Here is a 17,406-nt window from a genome sequence, read left to right as displayed (position 1 = left end):
TCGTACTTCACTGCAAACTTATCAGTCTCACCTTGCGATGCATTGAGAGTATTGATCGCTTTGTTGATGCTAGTTTCTGTGTTGCCACTACCATCTTTAACTGTCAATGCTGTGTTATCTACACCTGCAATCGTATTGCCTGAACCATCTTTAACTGAGATGCCATCTTTACCGATCACGGTAGAACCATTTGTACCATTGGTTCCATCGTTTACTGTAACGCTGGTTAAGTTCAAGTCTTTGCTTAAAGCAAATGCGACATTATTACCTGTCTTGGTTGCTGTAAGGTTAGTATCTGCTGGCGTTGCTACACCAATATCAACCGTGTCACCCGCTTTAATCGCACCACTATTCTGACCGTTGGTTTGTAAGTTAAAGCCACCTTTTAAAGTCGTGATGTCAGATGTATTGGTCACAATATTTGATGTATTCGTTGCGATATTTGACGTATTGGTTGCGATGTCTTTGCTATTCTGAGCTACATTCTGGTTTGTCGTATAAAGCTGACTACCATTGATTGCATCTGTTGAGTTTGCAGAAACATCACCCGCTTTAACATTTGTCAGCGTTGTACCTGTAGCGCCACCGCCTAAAGTCACTTTATCTTTAGTTGTGGCGTTGTCGTATTTCACTGCCGAATTATCTGTTGCTGTTTGTTGTCCTGCCAAAGCATCTAATTGACCTTTGTTTACAACATCTTTCGTATCAGTTCCTGCTTCTACACCACTGATCTTGTTGGTTGTTTTATCTATAACAACGTTGCCAACGGTCACTTTATCTGCGGTTATACCAGCAGTGTTAATCACTGTGTTACCTGTAGTAACGCTGGTTAAATTCAAGTCTTTGCTTAAAGCAAATGCGACATTATTACCTGTCTTGGTTGCTGTAAGGTTAGTATCCGCTGGAGTTGCTACACCAATATCAACCGTGTCACCCGCTTTAATCGAACCACTGTTCTTACCATTACTTTGTAGGTTAAAACCACCTTTTAATGTACTGATATCAGACGTATTCGTTGTGATTTGATTACCTTGATTCGTAACAGTTGTCGTCAAATTACTTACATTTTGATTCGTTGTAAATAATTGACCACCATTCACAGCATCTGTTGATGTCGCTGAGCTGATATCACCTGCCGCTACATTGGTAATCTTTTTACCACCCGCATTGATCCCAGTCGTTTTATCAACCACCACAGTACCAACAGTCACTTTATCCGCGGTTACACCGGCGTTGTTAATCACGGTATTACCTGTAGTAACGCTGGTTAAATTCAAGTCTTTGCTTAAAGCAAATGCGACATTATTACCTGTCTTGGTTGCTGTAAGGTTAGTATCCGCTGGCGTTGCTACACCAATATCAACCGTGTCACCCGCTTTAATCGCACCACTATTCTTACCGTTGGTTTGTAAATTAAAGCCACCTTTTAAGGTGCTGATATCAGATGTATTGGTTGCGATATTTGACGTATTGGTCGTGATTTGATTACCTTGATTGGTAACAGTGGTATTTAACGTACTAATGTCTGATGTGTTTTTCGCAACGTTCTGATTCGTTGTAAATAATTGACCACCATTCACAGCATCTGTTGATGCTGCTGAACTGATATCACCTGCTGCTACATTGGTAATCTTTTTACCACCCGCATTGATCCCAGTCGTTTTATCAACCACCACAGTACCAACAGTCACTTTATCTGTGGTTACACCGGCGTTGTTTATCACTGTATTACCTGTGGTAACACTGGTTAAATTCAAGTCTTTGCTTAAAGCAAACGCAACATTGTTACCTGTCTTGGTTGCGGTAAGGTTAGTATCCGCTGGCGTTGCTACACCAATATCAACCGTGTCACCCGCTTTAATCGCACCACTGTTCTTACCGTTGGTTTGTAAGTTAAAGCCACCTTTTAATGTGCTGATATCAGTACCTTGGTTGGTAACAGTTGTCGTCAAATTACTTACGTTTTGATTGGTTGTAGTTAATTGACCAAAGTTAACGGCATCACCTGCTGCAGCACCTGCAGCAACATTTGTAATTTTTTGACTGTTTAAATTTGCCCCACCATTTAAATTACTAACTCCTGTAACACTTAAAGTCCCACCTGTTGCTAAATTTCCAGCAGTTACAGTGCCTGTAAATACAGGTGCTTCTGCCATCTGGATGCTAACGGTACTTCCACTCACAGATGTTTTTAAATTATTACCAGTATACGAACCTGCTGTAGAACCTGTTCCTGTGATATTCAGAGTCGAACCAAGTTTATTTGCTGAAGTTCCTGTATTACCTGCAAAAGTAATGGCTTTTGTTATTTCACTATTTAAGTTAGTTAAAGCAGCAGGTACTGTATTAACTGCAGCATAACTTGTTCCATCTGTCTTAGTAATAGTATAGCTTGGAGGTGCAACTACACCTGTTGTTGCATCAACCGTTGTACCTAGTGCTGTAGCAAGTGGTTTTATTTGTGAAACATTGACCGCATCATTATTTTTATAACCATTAGCAATATTCGCTACTCTCATAAAGCGATCATCTGTCCATGTACCACTCGCGACACCACCTACATATTTTGCATCGCCATTCGCATGACCGAAAGAAACGGTATTGTCTTCAACAACAGAGGCTTGTGCACCTAGGGCAAATGAGTTTTTCCCAATTGCAACAGCATCATTACCAATTGCAACTGCCCCTTTACCATCTAATACATTTTCACCTGAGTTTGCATATGCCCCACTACCAATAGCAATAGAACCACGACTAGCTGCTTTTGCATTATTACCAATAGCTGTTGCATATGGTTGGCTTGCACAAGGGGCTTGATCCCCTCCACCAATTGCAATAGCACCAGTTTGCCCTGTTGTTGTACTTGTACTGCTACAAGCAGCATTAATATTACCACCACCAGCACTATAACCTCCCGCGAATGCATCTGGCGAAAAGCTGATAGCCCCAACAATAGCAACAACTGTCCCGACAGAGCCTGTGATCTTAGAAGACTTGGTTTTCCCTTTTGCCAATTCAGAAACTGCAACCCATGCCGACAAAGTCGCATTCCAAATCACTTTGTAGATCTTATTCATATTACTTTTCCTTTAGGAGGTGCATTACAGCCGCTGATTTCGCCTCAATAATGCATATAAAATGTACAATTTTTTTTATTTAACAATTTACATACATTTAAAGCAATAGAAAAATTGAGATATATTTCACTTATTTTATTTTTTTAAACACATGGTCTAAACTTTTAAATAAAAAGTAAAATAACCATACATTTTTTAATTTTTATATCTATAAATCAGCAATTTATACACCAATCAAAAAACATTAAGATTTATTAAATACATATTGTTCTTAAATTGAGCATGTGACAAAATTTGTCACATTTATCAAAATAATGTGAGACTTAGTTTACATTTGACATATTGTTAAATTTCGATTAACTGCCTATGTTTATTCAGTTAACAATTTTTTACTGCGAAATAGGTCACAATAATTCTAAGTTCTATCTCTAAATCATCTGTTTATTTAGATTAAGTTAAAAATAAGATCTATTTCTATCAATTTAAAGTGTAAAATTTCGTCTAAAAAAGTGATATTTATTTTAAAAATGGATGTTGGTTAATTTAGATTTACGCGAATTTTAAGGGTGTTGTAAAAAAGACATCTGCTGACTGTTTTCAAATCAAATAAGTGATCAAAACAAAATATACAATTGATCGTATTTTATTTTTTACATAGAAAAACCCGTATTTTCATTTGAAAACGCCACCGCATAATCAGGTTTGCTATAATTCAATTTAAAATTTAATCTGAGCATAACCTTTGAAGATCATTTTTGCAGGTACACCCGAATTTGCAGCTTCTGCTTTAGCAGCACTCATTGAAACTGATCACGAAATCGTCGCTGTGTATACTCAACCCGACCGCAAATCAGGTCGTGGACAAAAAATGACAGCTTCAGCCGTGAAACAACTTGCGCTCGCAAACAACTTACCCGTCTATCAACCTCTTCATTTCAAAGCATCGACAGACGAAGGCTTAGCGGCTCAACAAGAATTAGCAGCTTTGGGTGCAGATGTAATGGTGGTTGCGGCTTATGGTTTAATTTTGCCTCAAGCCGTATTAGATACACCGCGCTATGGTTGTTTAAATATTCATGGTTCTTTGCTACCACGTTGGCGTGGTGCCGCTCCGATTCAGCGTGCCATTGCAACAGGTGACACTGAAACCGGAGTAACGATTATGAAAATGGCGGCTGGACTAGATACAGGCGATATGATCTTTAAAACAGTATGCCCAATCACAGCACAAGAAACCTCAGCGACTTTATATGAGAAACTTGCGATCCAAGGCGCTGAAGCAATTTGTGCGGTATTAGAATCAGAACAAAAATTACAACAATATTTAGATGCACGTGAAGTGCAAGATGAACAATTTACGGTATATGCACATAAACTCACAAAAGCTGAAGCACAAATTGATTGGACTAAATCAGCAGTTGAACTGGATCGCAATATTCGGGCATTCAATCCTTGGCCAGTCGCATTTACACCAATAGATGAAAGCAATAATTTACGTGTATGGAATTCTCAAATTTCAGACCTTACAGCCAACGGTGAAGTACCCGGAACCATTATCGAGATGAACAAACAAGGTGTACATGTGCTGTGTGGAGATGGTGTGATTTGCCTGACTAGCCTACAATGGCCAGGTGGTAAAGCCATTAACCCTGTACAAATTATACAAAGCCATAAACTTTCAGTAGGAAATATATTCGCATGAGCCAAATTCAATCATCTGCAAAAAATTTGAATTTGCGCGCACAAGTGGTTAAAACACTTTTAGCTGTTCAAAATGGACAGTCTTTGGCTTCCGTTTTAAACCAACATATCAATATTGTTTCTGAACGTGATCGTGGTTTATACCATGAGCTTACTTTGGGCTGTTTACGTCAGTGGTATTCTTTAAAAGCAATTACCTTACCCTTGCTCACAAAACCGTTAGACAATGAGGCACTAGAAAGTTGCTTATATTTGGGTTTATACCAGATTTTATGCACCCGTATTCCTGCACATGCGGCGATTTCAGAAACTGTCAATGCAGCGAAGCAATTAGGTTTTGAACCGATGAGTGGTTTGGTCAATGCCATCCTTCGTCGTGTTTCACGTGAAACAACTGAGTTTCAAACGGCTTTGAATAATACCCATGGTTTACCAAGCTGGCTGTTCAAACGACTTAAAAAAGATTGGGCTGATCTACTCCCTGAAATCTGTCAAAATTTAAAACAAGTTGCCCCACTAACGCTGCGTGTCAATGAACGTCAAATTAGTCGTGATGAATATCTTGATATTTTAGATGAAGAACAGATTGATGCTCGTCCTTGTACACTTTCAGATGTTGGTATTGTTCTGGAACAAACGGGTAATATTACTCATTTACCAGGCTTTGAAGAAGGCGGGTTTTCTGTTCAAGATGAACATGCTCAATTGTGTGCAACACTGTTACCCAACTTAGATGACAAAGTCATTATCGATGCTTGTGCAGCACCGGGTGGTAAAGCAGCTCATATTTTAGAGCGCTTCAATCCTAAAAAATTAATTGCGCTTGATCATGATGCTAAACGATTATTGCGTGTTTCAGAAAACTTGGAACGCCTTGAATTAAATGTTGATGCAACAGTTGAAATCATCACAGCAGATGCTACAACATGGGCGCCTAAAGAGTTGGTCGATTGCATCGTATTGGATGCACCATGTTCTGCTATTGGTGTTCTACGTCGTCATCCTGATATTCGCTTATTGCGTCAATCTACAGATATTCAGCAAGTGGTCGATCTGCAAAAGCAAATTTTAAAGCATATGTGGCAGCAGCTTAAAGTTGGTGGAACACTACTTTATATTACCTGCTCAATTCTAAAAGTTGAAAATGAACAGCAGATGGTCGATTTTTTTTCTGAACATGCAGATGCTGAAGAAATCAAGATTGATGCAAACTGGGGAATAGAACAAATTCACGGTCGTCAATTGTTGCCTGAAGCACATCATGGTGATGGTTTCTATTATTGCCGAATTCAGAAAACGGCTTAAAAAATGCATTAAAAAAGCAGGCTAATTCGCCTGCTTTTTTTGACTCAAGTTTAAAGCGTATGGTGATCTTTGACTTCTTCCAGAACGTCATCCAGTTCTTCAGGATTTTTCATCAAATGTAGGATCGATAAAATCAACCCACCCCATAAAAATACCATTGAAATAATCATCATCACGATTGCAGAAGTATTCATTTTGACGCTCCTATCGATCTTTCATTTTGCTAAGGACTAAAGCAATAACAGCACAGAAAATCACACTGCCCCAACCAAAGAACATCAACATACTTGAACTATAGGTATCGTATCCATTTTTAATCAAGCTAAAAACGGTCATAGTTAAAGTGACCAGCAAAATTAAAGATGTGATTACAGTTAAAGTGAAATCCCAACCTTTACCAAGTTGCACAGTTGAAATACGATTCACATGATCTCGTAACTCCATCAATGCCGAACGTTTAAACCATGCTATCGAAATAATTGACAATAACGCACCACCAATAATCCCAATGTTATTGATAAAGTGATCGACGATATCCACCAGTTTAATCGAATTCACACTAGAGAATAAGAAAATTGAAACCAGTGCACTACCACCGCCAATGATGCTTACGGCTTTTTTACGTCCCCATTTTAACTTGTCTTGCATCGCTGCAATCGGCACTTCAAGGATACTCACCATTGAAGAAATCCCTGCAACAAATAAAGAAGAGAAGAACAGTAAACCGAATAAATCCGCACCAGTCCCTAAACTTGAAATGATTTTAGGGAAAGCAATAAATGCCAAGCCGATACCACCACTGACCACTTGATCTACAGGTTTGCCTGCTGAAAATGCCATAAAGCCCAGTGCCGCGAAGATACCAATACCCGCAAGGATTTCAGTAGACGCATTGGCAAAACCAACAATGAGGCCCGAGCCTGTTAAATTGGTTTTTGGTTTAAGATACGAGGCATAAGTCACCATGATCCCAAAGCCAACAGAGAGTGAAAAGAACGTATGACCAAATGCTGCAAGCCATACTTTATAATCCCACATTGCTGCCCAGTTCGGTGTAAAGAAAGCATTTAAACCTTGAACTGCACCGGGTAAACGTAACGCTTGAATAACAAGAATCGTGAACAGAATAAACAGTAGAGGCATGAAAATTTTATTGGATAATTCAACCCCTTTTTTCACACCACCGAATAAGATGATCAGTGTTAATGCCCAAATTCCCACAATTGGCCAAAATAAATGACCAACAAACTGAAAATCAAAACTTGTTGATTTTGAAGTTTGTAAATAGGTATTGAAGAAGAAGTTTTCAGGATCACTTCCCCACAATTGACCTACAGAAAAATAAACATAACTGCCAGCCCATGTCAGTACGCTGGCATAATACAAACCAATAATGATACAGACACAGACTTGCCACCAACCTAAAGTTTCACCCCCTTTAAATAAAGCACGATAGGCTTTAGGAGGTGAAGAATTACTTTTATGCCCTGTCGCATAGTCTAAAAATAACAGTGGCAAACCTGCAGTGATAAGTGCAATTAAATATGGAATTAAAAAAGCGCCACCACCGTTTTCATAAGCAATGTAAGGGAAGCGCCAAATATTACCTAAACCGACAGCCGATCCAACAGCTGCGATAATAAAACCTGATCGTGATGTCCAGTTTTCACGAGATTCTGTCATAAAACACCTAATTCTGTAGATGTCCTCAAATGCTGCTTTTTTTCATTGTGATCTGCGAGCAAAAGAAGTACCAATTTTAAATTTTGTTGTTTGAATAAAACAGCACCTTTTGGGTGCTTTGTTATTATTCCAAACCAGTAACTTTGCAAACTTCTCGGTTAAAGTGCATCAACAAGATTACTGTTTAATGTTGTAACAATACTCGTTTTGCAGCGCTTTTTCTGTAATTTGTGTCCATTTTCTCAGGTTTTTTTTTCTTTTCATCACACATGGTTAATTTTTAGCTATTTTGCTTGGAATTGCCTATTTCTAATTGACCGTCTTGGGTAGTCGATAATGCCCAATGATTTTATATTCATGCAAAATATCATTTTCACGTGTTCCAGAACCAATGTTATGAATAACCAAAGGTGTTTTTGACAACATTGTGGTTTTATTTGAAATGATACCAATGTGGGTTAAACCTTTACCTAAATCCCATGCCACGATATCACCTGCTTGATATTTTTGATCATTCACTTGATAACCTTGACGCTGAAAATAGGTCATGATATTTGGAACCCGTCGATGATCAATATTTCGATCGGTTGCTTTTAAACCCCATTTTTGTGGATATTTTTTAAAATTGGCTTTCATATCTTCATGAATACGTTGTTGCAGATCTATACCTTGATGGCGTAAGGCGCGAATAACCACGTCTGTACATACACCTTTGATCAATGGAACATCACCCATTGGATAAGACAACTGAGTATAAGCAGGATCATAATAAAGTGTTTTCAAAATCTGAGAACGTGCATCATTTACCAGTTTTTCAGATTGAAATGCCCAAATTTGCACACTCAGTAAGCAAAGTAAAATCATTAAAAATAATGAATTGAAAAATTTTATTATCATTTTTTAACTCTATATAAAACTCAAAGAAATAAGGAGCCGTAGCCCCTTAGAATATTAACTTATTGTTTGATCACAAGTAAGCGCTCTTCCTGCATATCACCAATTGCAGACTGAATCCCCTCACGACCTAAACCCGAATCTTTCACACCACCATATGGCATATTATCAACTCTGAAGGTGGGTATATCATTGATAATTACTCCGCCCACGTGTAAATGATCCCATGCATAAAGCATCTTATTGAGATTTTGAGTATATACACCAGCCTGTAAACCAAAGCGACCTTGGTTAATCACTTCGATACCTTTCTCAAATGTTTTATATTTTTCTAAAATTGCCACAGGGCCAAATGCTTCATTTTGATAAATTTCAAGAGATTCATCGACATTTTCAAGCAAAGTTGGTTCAAATAAAACACCTTTTAAAGTGCCACCAATTAAGATTTTCGCACCCTTTTTCTCCGCTTTATCTACCCATTTTTTTAAACGAATCGCTTCAGCCTCTTTGATCATTGGACCCACTATCGTGGTTTCTACATGTGGATCTGCCGCAGGTATTTTTTTCAATTTTGCTAAGATTTTTTTTCTAAATTCTATATAAATATCAGCATGTACTAAAATTCGTTGCACACTAATACACACCTGTCCCGCATGACCATATGCACCACCAATCACTCGATCAATCAATGCATCACTTATTTCTGTATCAGGTTCAATTAGAACAGCTGCATTCCCCCCCAATTCGAGGGTTACTTTTTTACGACCAGCACGTGCTTTCATATCCCAACCTACTTGATCAGAACCGGTAAAGCTGAGCAGCTTAAAGCGATCATCCGTCACTAACACATCAGCATGTTCTCGTGGACAAGGCAAAATTGAAAATGCGCCTTTTGGTAAATCTGTTTCAGCTAAAATTTCTGCGATTTTTAATGCGGAAATTGGCGTCAAACTTGCTGGTTTTAATACAAATGGACAACCCGCTGCAATTGCTGGTGCAATTTTATGTGCTGTTAAATTCAAAGGAAAATTAAACGGACTGATCAGAGACACTGCACCAATCGGCACATGTTGTACCATTCCCCGATATGCAGAAGCCGCAGCGGTTACAGCCAAGGGCATTAAATGACCATCATTAATTGTGGAGACTGCATCTGCCGCTAGTTGGAAAGTATTAATCAGCCTTTCAACCTCAGCTGCTGCAGCAAGTTTAGGCTTTCCACCTTCGATAATTAAAATTTGGGTTAATTCTTCACGGAGTTCTTTAAAACGCTGAACACAATGCAACAGTATTTTTTGCTTCTGAAATGGTTTTAAAGCAGACATTTCTTTCTCAGCTTTCACAGCTGCACTAATGGCTTTTTCTAAAATTTTTGCATCCGCTAAAGCCACTTTTGCATAAATTTTCCCCGAAAATTTATCATGAACTTCAAGCCATTGCCCTGATTTAATCGCTTTATTGGCGACATAAAGTGGGAATTCAATCACTGCTTGATCAATAGAATCACTCATCCTACACCCTCGATTTAATCTTTTTAATAATGCAAAATTTGATAAACCCCTATATCATGCCTTCAGTTGGTACAGTATTGAAATGTATTTAAGTAACAAAAATATAGGATGAAAAATCATTTCATCAAGAAGGACATATGAAATCTATTCAATTACCCTTATTTATCGCAGCCCTAGGTCTAAGTTCATTTGCTCAAGCTGATTTTATTGGTTTAAAAGGTGATATTAGTTATTGGAGTATTGGTGGAGATTCTCAAATCAACCACAAAACATCCAGTCTATCCAACAAAACGGGGACAGATAATTTATTATTAGATCCTTATACTGGGCTAAACGCAAAACATGATTTAGATACCAAAGGCACGATTCAAGCCTCTGTTGCTTTTGAGCACCCGATTCCAATCATTCCCAATGTAAAATTAAAATATACCAAGTTAGATACTGAAACTGAGTCTAATAATGAGTTTGCTAAAACTAAAATTGATTTAGACCATACAGATCTTATTCTTTACTATGAAATCTTAGACAACATTGTAAAAGCTGATGTCGGTGTAGGGGCAACTAAACTCAACGGTACTGTAAAGCAATTTTCACAAAATGTTGATGTTGATGAATATGCACCAATCCTTTATGCAGAGGCTGGTGCAAAACTACCATTTACAGGTTTAAGTGCAAAAGCTGAGGCGACTTATACCAATGTCAATGATGTAAAAATCACGGACGCTCAGGCTGAAATTCAATATGATTTTGTTAAGTCTATTGTTTTAGATCTTGGTGCCAAAGTGGGTTATCGTGTTTTAAATATCGAACTCAGTGATTTAGATAACCGTGATATGAAGTTTAATTTTAAAGGGCCTTATATTGGTTTAAATGCCCATTTTTAATAGAAAATACCCGTTTATGATCATGTAAGCTTTTTCTTACATGGTCTGCCGAATTATGCGTATAGGCAGAACAGCTAAATTTTAATACTATAAACACATCAGGAAACAGGAAGTTTCCATTAAAACAAGAATAAGATAGGACAATAACGCAGGATAGCGAAAAGTACGACAGGAGTTATACCTCAGAACCAATACAAAAAACCTCAGGCATGGATGTCTGAGGTTTTTTATTTTGAATACACTAAAAACAATTAAAGTAAAAAACTTACCACTTCATAAAAGCCATTCCTTCAATAGTATCAATTTGAATCAGTTCAGTTTGTTTTTGAACCAGTTTAACCGCTTCATGCAAACTTATTGTTTTTGTATAAGAGCCTTTTTGATCAGGAACAGGAATATCTGCATCTAATGAATAATCATCATTAACGATAAACTGTAAAGTACGATCATTTTTATCAACGATCCCTAAAAAGTTTTCTGGCCTGATTAACACAGATTGCATTAGTTCTATGATTTCATCGATAGATGCATACTGATTTTGAGTGGGTAAAACCTCTTCACCATCATAATCTGTAAAGAAAAATTGGAAAATCAACATATTATTAACTGTTTTTATCGTAATGCTTTAATTTTTAGCATAAAGAAACGGCTGGTTCAATAGCTCGACTCTTTCTATATCCCTTACTTCAATAATGATCATGATGAGAAATACAGAAAATCAGTTCATTATTCAATGAATTCAGTCATCAATTAGCTTACTATAACAAGATCTGTTTCATTCCGCTAATAAACACCATCCATAAAAAAACACCCCGCTCTCGCTAGAGATCGGGGTGTTTTAGATTTAAAAGCTGGCGATGACTTACTCTCACATGGGTAACCCCACACTACCATCAGCGCTAAGAGGTTTCACTTCTGAGTTCGGGAAGGGATCAGGTGGTTCACTCTTGCTATTGTCGCCAGCAAACTGTTATGGACTTGTTCGGGTCTTATTTAAATGCCTTACTTCGTACCAAATCTTGCGCTCGGGCAAAGCGTTGCTTTGCTTACCCTCGCTCAAACAGAACATTTGAGTTGAATAGTTTAACTAGCTTTACAACTAAATCAAGTATGTTTGATCTTTTATGAATCAAATGATGCTTCGTATACAACTGCTTGGGTGTTGTATAGTCAAGCCTCACGAGCAATTAGTATTGGTCAGCTTCATGCGTCACCGCACTTCCACATCCAACCTATCAACGTCGTAGTCTTCAACGGCTCTTTAGAGGACATAAAGTCCTAGGGAAATCTTATCTTGAGGTAGGCTTCCCGCTTAGATGCTTTCAGCGGTTATCCCTTCCGAACATAGCTACCCGGCGATGCGACTGGCGTCACAACCGGTACACCAGAGGTTCGTCCACTCTGGTCCTCTCGTACTAGGAGCAGATCCTCTCAAATTTCCAACGCCCACGGTAGATAGGGACCGAACTGTCTCACGACGTTCTAAACCCAGCTCGCGTACCTCTTTAAATGGCGAACAGCCATACCCTTGGGACCTGCTTCAGCCCCAGGATGAGATGAGCCGACATCGAGGTGCCAAACACCGCCGTCGATATGAACTCTTGGGCGGTATCAGCCTGTTATCCCCAGAGTACCTTTTATCCGTTGAGCGATGGCCCTTCCATACAGAACCACCGGATCACTAAGACCTACTTTCGTACCTGCTCGACTTGTGGGTCTCGCAGTTAAGCGCGCTTTTGCCTTTATACTCTACGCGTGATTTCCGACCACGCTGAGCGCACCTTCGTACTCCTCCGTTACTCTTTAGGAGGAGACCGCCCCAGTCAAACTACCCACCAGACATGGTCCTCGTCCCGGATAACGGGACAGAGTTAGAACCTCAATATTACCAGGGTGGTATTTCAAGGATGGCTCCATAGCAACTGGCGTCACTACTTCAAAGCCTCCCACCTATCCTACACAAGTAAGATCAAAGTTCAATGTCAAGCTGCAGTAAAGGTTCACGGGGTCTTTCCGTCTAGCCGCGGGTACACCGCATCTTCACGGCGATTTCGATTTCACTGAGCCTCTGCTGGAGACAGCGCCCCCATCATTATGCCATTCGTGCAGGTCGGAACTTACCCGACAAGGAATTTCGCTACCTTAGGACCGTTATAGTTACGGCCGCCGTTTACTGGGGCTTCGATCAAGAGCTTCGCTTACGCTAACCCCATCAATTAACCTTCCAGCACCGGGCAGGCATCACACCCTATACGTCCACTTTCGTGTTTGCAGAGTGCTATGTTTTTAATAAACAGTTGCAGGGGCCTGGTTTCTGTGGCTGCCAATAGCTCAAGGAGCAAGTCCTATCACCGTCAGCAGCGTACCTTCTCCCGAAGTTACGGTACCATTTTGCCTAGTTCCTTCAGCAGAGTTCTCTCAAGCGCTTTGGTCTACTCGACCTGACCACCTGTGTCGGTTTAGGGTACGATTCCTGTGTAACTGAAGCTTAGAGACTTTTCCTGGAAGCATAGTATCAGCCACTTCGCTAGTAAACTAGCTTGCTATCAGCTCTCAGCATAGAGCACCCCGGATTTGCCTAAGATGCATGCCTACTGCCTTTCACCTGGACAACCAACGCCAGGCTGACTTAACTTTCTCCGTCCTCTCATCGCATTACACAGAAGTATTGGAATATTAACCAATTTCCCATCGACTACGCCTCTCGGCCTCGCCTTAGGGGTCGACTCACCCAGCCCCGATTAACGTTGGACTGGAACCCTTGGTCTTTCAGCGAACGGGTTTTTCACCCGTTTTGTCGTTACTCACGTCAGCATTCGCACTTCTGATACCTCCAGCATACTTCTCAATACACCTTCATCGGCTTACAGAACGCTCCCCTACCACGTGCACATAGTGCACATCCGCAGCTTCGGCATATAGTTTTAGCCCCGTTACATCTTCCGCGCAGGCCGACTCGACTAGTGAGCTATTACGCTTTCTTTAAAGGGTGGCTGCTTCTAAGCCAACCTCCTAGCTGTCTATGCCTTCCCACATCGTTTCCCACTTAACTATAATTTGGGGGCCTTAGCTGGCGGTCTGGATTGTTTTCCTCTTGACTACGGACGTTAGCACCCGCAGTCTGTCTCCCGGATAGTACTCATAGGTATTCGGAGTTTGCATCGGTTTGGTAAGTCGGGATGACCCCCTAGCCGAAACAGTGCTCTACCCCCTATGGTATTCGTCCGAGGCGCTACCTAAATAGCTTTCGGGGAGAACCAGCTATCACCGAGTTTGATTAGCCTTTCACCCCTATCCACAAGTCATCCCCTGGCTTTTCAACGACAGTGGGTTCGGTCCTCCAGTTAGTGTTACCCAACCTTCAACCTGCTCATGGATAGATCACCCGGTTTCGGGTCTATACCCAGCAACTAAACGCCCTATTAAGACTCGATTTCTCTACGGCTCCCCTATACGGTTAACCTTGCTACTGAATATAAGTCGCTGACCCATTATACAAAAGGTACGCAGTCACCAAACAAGTTGGCTCCCACTGCTTGTATGCATGCGGTTTCAGGATCTATTTCACTCCCCTCACAGGGGTTCTTTTCGCCTTTCCCTCACGGTACTGGTTCACTATCGGTCAGTCAGGAGTATTTAGCCTTGGAGGATGGTCCCCCCATATTCAGACAAGGTTTCACGTGCCTCGCCCTACTCGTCATCATTATATGTGCCCTTTCGTGTACGGGACTATCACCCTCTACGGTAGCACTTCCCAGAGCTTTCCGCTAAAACACATATAACTTAATGGGCTGATCCCCGTTCGCTCGCCGCTACTGAGGGAATCTCAATTGATTTCTTTTCCTAAGGGTACTGAGATGTTTCACTTCCCCTCGTTCGCCTCGCATGACTATGTATTCATCATGCGATACCTACCTTATGGTAAGTGGGTTTCCCCATTCAGAAATCTCCGGATCACAGGATATTTGCCGCCTCCCCGAAGCTTATCGCAGGCTATTACGTCTTTCATCGCCTCTGACTGCCAAGGCATCCACCACATGCACTTAATTACTTGACTATACAACCCCAAACAGTCGTTAATCCCTACAAGGAGGATCAACAATGTGAACTTAATCACTTCTATTTGTTGCCTGTGAACTTAATCACCATACAGCTTCAATTTAATTCATATACCAAAACGCTTGATTCAGTTTTATCGCTAGTGCTCATTTCATTCAACATTAACAATTACTTGTTAACATCAACTAAAACGAGTTTAAACAATTATTTCAACTCAAATATATTCTGTTAATGATTCACTACCGCCTCGTCAGCGAGTAGTTAACTGTGATAAATCACAGAACTTAATAAGCTATCAGCTTACTAAGTTCTGTAATCACTTAGTCTTTAATTAGTGGTGGAGACTAACGGAGTCGAACCGTTGACCTCCTGCGTGCAAAGCAGGCGCTCTACCAACTAAGCTAAGTCCCCAGCTTAAGATCTTAATATATCTGCTCTTCTGTGTTCAGTAGACTTGGTGGGTCTGACAAGACTTGAACTTGTGACCCCACGCTTATCAAGCGTGTGCTCTAACCAACTGAGCTACAGACCCTCAGATACATCAATGAAGAACAACTTGTTGTGGATTCTTACCAATCGTCAATCTTTCGTTAAGGAGGTGATCCAGCCGCAGGTTCCCCTACGGCTACCTTGTTACGACTTCACCCCAGTCATCGGCCACACCGTGGTAAGCGTCCTCCTTACGGTTAGACTACCTACTTCTGGTGCAACAAACTCCCATGGTGTGACGGGCGGTGTGTACAAGGCCCGGGAACGTATTCACCGCGGCATTCTGATCCGCGATTACTAGCGATTCCGACTTCATGGAGTCGAGTTGCAGACTCCAATCCGGACTACGATCGGCTTTTTGAGATTAGCATCCTATCGCTAGGTAGCAACCCTTTGTACCGACCATTGTAGCACGTGTGTAGCCCTGGTCGTAAGGGCCATGATGACTTGACGTCGTCCCCGCCTTCCTCCAGTTTGTCACTGGCAGTATCCTTAAAGTTCCCACCCGAAGTGCTGGCAAATAAGGAAAAGGGTTGCGCTCGTTGCGGGACTTAACCCAACATCTCACGACACGAGCTGACGACAGCCATGCAGCACCTGTATGTAAGTTCCCGAAGGCACCAATCCATCTCTGGAAAGTTCTTACTATGTCAAGACCAGGTAAGGTTCTTCGCGTTGCATCGAATTAAACCACATGCTCCACCGCTTGTGCGGGCCCCCGTCAATTCATTTGAGTTTTAGTCTTGCGACCGTACTCCCCAGGCGGTCTACTTATCGCGTTAGCTGCGCCACTAAAGCCTCAAAGGCCCCAACGGCTAGTAGACATCGTTTACGGCATGGACTACCAGGGTATCTAATCCTGTTTGCTCCCCATGCTTTCGTACCTCAGCGTCAGTATTAGGCCAGATGGCTGCCTTCGCCATCGGTATTCCTCCAGATCTCTACGCATTTCACCGCTACACCTGGAATTCTACCATCCTCTCCCATACTCTAGCTTCCCAGTATCGAATGCAATTCCCAAGTTAAGCTCGGGGATTTCACATCCGACTTAAAAAGCCGCCTACGCACGCTTTACGCCCAGTAAATCCGATTAACGCTCGCACCCTCTGTATTACCGCGGCTGCTGGCACAGAGTTAGCCGGTGCTTATTCTGCGAGTAACGTCCACTCATCTTGGGTATTAACCAAGAGAGCCTCCTCCTCGCTTAAAGTGCTTTACAACCATAAGGCCTTCTTCACACACGCGGCATGGCTGGATCAGGGTTCCCCCCATTGTCCAATATTCCCCACTGCTGCCTCCCGTAGGAGTCTGGGCCGTGTCTCAGTCCCAGTGTGGCGGATCATCCTCTCAGACCCGCTACAGATCGTCGCCTTGGTAGGCCTTTACCCCACCAACTAGCTAATCCGACTTAGGCTCATCTATTAACGCAAGGTCACAAGTGATCCCCTGCTTTCCCCCGTAGGGCGTATGCGGTATTAGCATCCCTTTCGAGATGTTGTCCCCCATTAATAGGCAGATTCCTAAGTATTACTCACCCGTCCGCCGCTAGGTCAGTTACCGAAGCAACCTCCCCCGCTCGACTTGCATGTGTTAAGCCTGCCGCCAGCGTTCAATCTGAGCCATGATCAAACTCTTCAGTTAAAAATCATTAGTGACTTAAGGTCACAATTCTGGCTCATCAATGTACTGACAAATTCTCTCAAATAAACTTCGAGTAATTTAAACCAATCAATCAATGATAATATTTCGATCAATCAATCAGTAAAAATCCACACAAGTTGTTCTTCATATTCTCTTAATGAT

General features: G+C 41.2%; 8 protein-coding genes, 2 tRNA genes, 3 rRNA genes and 1 pseudogene. 3 read left to right on the top strand and 11 right to left on the bottom strand.

Annotation, left to right across the window (positions count from 1 at the left end):
* Window positions 1–3,020: pseudogene (locus M2R48_RS00235) on the bottom strand (beta strand repeat-containing protein); the annotation flags it as partial.
* 799 nt (window positions 3,021–3,819) lie between these two features.
* Here M2R48_RS00235 and fmt point away from each other — a divergent pair.
* Together fmt and rsmB are read left to right on the top strand one after the other, a co-directional pair.
* Window positions 3,820–4,779 (top strand): methionyl-tRNA formyltransferase, encoded by a 960-nt coding sequence (gene fmt, locus M2R48_RS00230; protein ID WP_262084746.1) that lies wholly within the window; start codon window positions 3,820–3,822, stop codon window positions 4,777–4,779.
* Window positions 4,776–6,083 (top strand): 16S rRNA (cytosine(967)-C(5))-methyltransferase RsmB, encoded by a 1,308-nt coding sequence (rsmB, locus tag M2R48_RS00225; protein ID WP_262084745.1) that lies wholly within the window; start codon window positions 4,776–4,778, stop codon window positions 6,081–6,083. Before fmt ends, rsmB begins: the two co-directional genes overlap by 4 nt.
* A 50-nt stretch (window positions 6,084–6,133) precedes the next feature.
* Here rsmB and M2R48_RS00220 read toward each other — a convergent pair whose 3' ends face one another.
* From M2R48_RS00220 to M2R48_RS00205, 4 genes are all read right to left on the bottom strand, one after another.
* The gene (locus tag M2R48_RS00220; RefSeq protein WP_004818200.1) at window positions 6,134–6,277 is read right to left on the bottom strand and encodes a methionine/alanine import family NSS transporter small subunit; all 144 of its coding nucleotides are present in this window, start codon (window positions 6,275–6,277) and stop codon (window positions 6,134–6,136) included.
* Between the two features lie 10 nt (window positions 6,278–6,287).
* Window positions 6,288–7,766, bottom strand: a complete 1,479-nt coding sequence (locus M2R48_RS00215; RefSeq protein ID WP_004718898.1) for a sodium-dependent transporter — start codon at window positions 7,764–7,766, stop codon at window positions 6,288–6,290.
* 309 nt (window positions 7,767–8,075) lie between these two features.
* Window positions 8,076–8,663 (bottom strand): DUF1287 domain-containing protein, encoded by a 588-nt coding sequence (locus tag M2R48_RS00210; RefSeq protein ID WP_262084744.1) that lies wholly within the window; start codon window positions 8,661–8,663, stop codon window positions 8,076–8,078.
* 59 nt (window positions 8,664–8,722) lie between these two features.
* Entirely contained in the window at window positions 8,723–10,171 is a 1,449-nt protein-coding gene (locus tag M2R48_RS00205; protein ID WP_262084743.1) for an aldehyde dehydrogenase family protein, read from the bottom strand.
* 137 nt (window positions 10,172–10,308) lie between these two features.
* Here M2R48_RS00205 and M2R48_RS00200 point away from each other — a divergent pair, with 137 nt between their 5' ends.
* Window positions 10,309–11,055: a TIGR04219 family outer membrane beta-barrel protein gene (locus tag M2R48_RS00200; protein WP_262084742.1), complete on the top strand. Its 747-nt coding sequence runs from the start codon at window positions 10,309–10,311 to the stop codon at window positions 11,053–11,055.
* A 265-nt stretch (window positions 11,056–11,320) separates the two neighbouring features.
* Here M2R48_RS00200 and M2R48_RS00195 read toward each other — a convergent pair whose 3' ends face one another.
* From M2R48_RS00195 to M2R48_RS00170, 6 genes are all read right to left on the bottom strand, one after another.
* Window positions 11,321–11,653: a hypothetical protein gene (locus M2R48_RS00195; RefSeq protein ID WP_262084740.1), complete on the bottom strand. Its 333-nt coding sequence runs from the start codon at window positions 11,651–11,653 to the stop codon at window positions 11,321–11,323.
* A 251-nt stretch (window positions 11,654–11,904) separates the two neighbouring features.
* Window positions 11,905–12,019 (bottom strand): 5S ribosomal RNA (rrf, locus tag M2R48_RS00190).
* A 202-nt stretch (window positions 12,020–12,221) separates the two neighbouring features.
* Window positions 12,222–15,112 (bottom strand): 23S ribosomal RNA (locus tag M2R48_RS00185).
* Between the two features lie 337 nt (window positions 15,113–15,449).
* Window positions 15,450–15,525 (bottom strand) — tRNA-Ala (locus tag M2R48_RS00180).
* 44 nt (window positions 15,526–15,569) lie between these two features.
* Window positions 15,570–15,646 (bottom strand) — tRNA-Ile (locus M2R48_RS00175).
* 59 nt (window positions 15,647–15,705) lie between these two features.
* A 16S ribosomal RNA gene (locus M2R48_RS00170) occupies window positions 15,706–17,244 on the bottom strand.
* The 16S, 23S and 5S rRNA genes sit together here with 2 tRNA genes alongside, the layout of an rRNA operon.
* Window positions 17,245–17,406: the final 162 nt, after the last annotated feature.

It is taken from the genome of Acinetobacter sp. I-MWF (assembly GCF_025433935.1).
Classification (GTDB): Bacteria; Pseudomonadota; Gammaproteobacteria; order Pseudomonadales; family Moraxellaceae; genus Acinetobacter; species Acinetobacter guillouiae.
This window is presented reverse-complemented; position numbering and strand designations above follow the sequence as displayed.

Coding starts and splice junctions, on each gene's coding strand:
- rsmB (WP_262084745.1), top strand. CDS start 4,776: ATGAGCCAAATTCAATCATCTGCAAAAAATTTGAATTTGCGCGCACAA.
- M2R48_RS00220 (WP_004818200.1), bottom strand. CDS start 6,277: ATGAATACTTCTGCAATCGTGATGATGATTATTTCAATGGTATTTTTA.
- M2R48_RS00215 (WP_004718898.1), bottom strand. CDS start 7,766: ATGACAGAATCTCGTGAAAACTGGACATCACGATCAGGTTTTATTATC.
- M2R48_RS00210 (WP_262084744.1), bottom strand. CDS start 8,663: ATGATAATAAAATTTTTCAATTCATTATTTTTAATGATTTTACTTTGC.
- M2R48_RS00205 (WP_262084743.1), bottom strand. CDS start 10,171: ATGAGTGATTCTATTGATCAAGCAGTGATTGAATTCCCACTTTATGTC.
- M2R48_RS00200 (WP_262084742.1), top strand. CDS start 10,309: ATGAAATCTATTCAATTACCCTTATTTATCGCAGCCCTAGGTCTAAGT.
- M2R48_RS00195 (WP_262084740.1), bottom strand. CDS start 11,653: ATGTTGATTTTCCAATTTTTCTTTACAGATTATGATGGTGAAGAGGTT.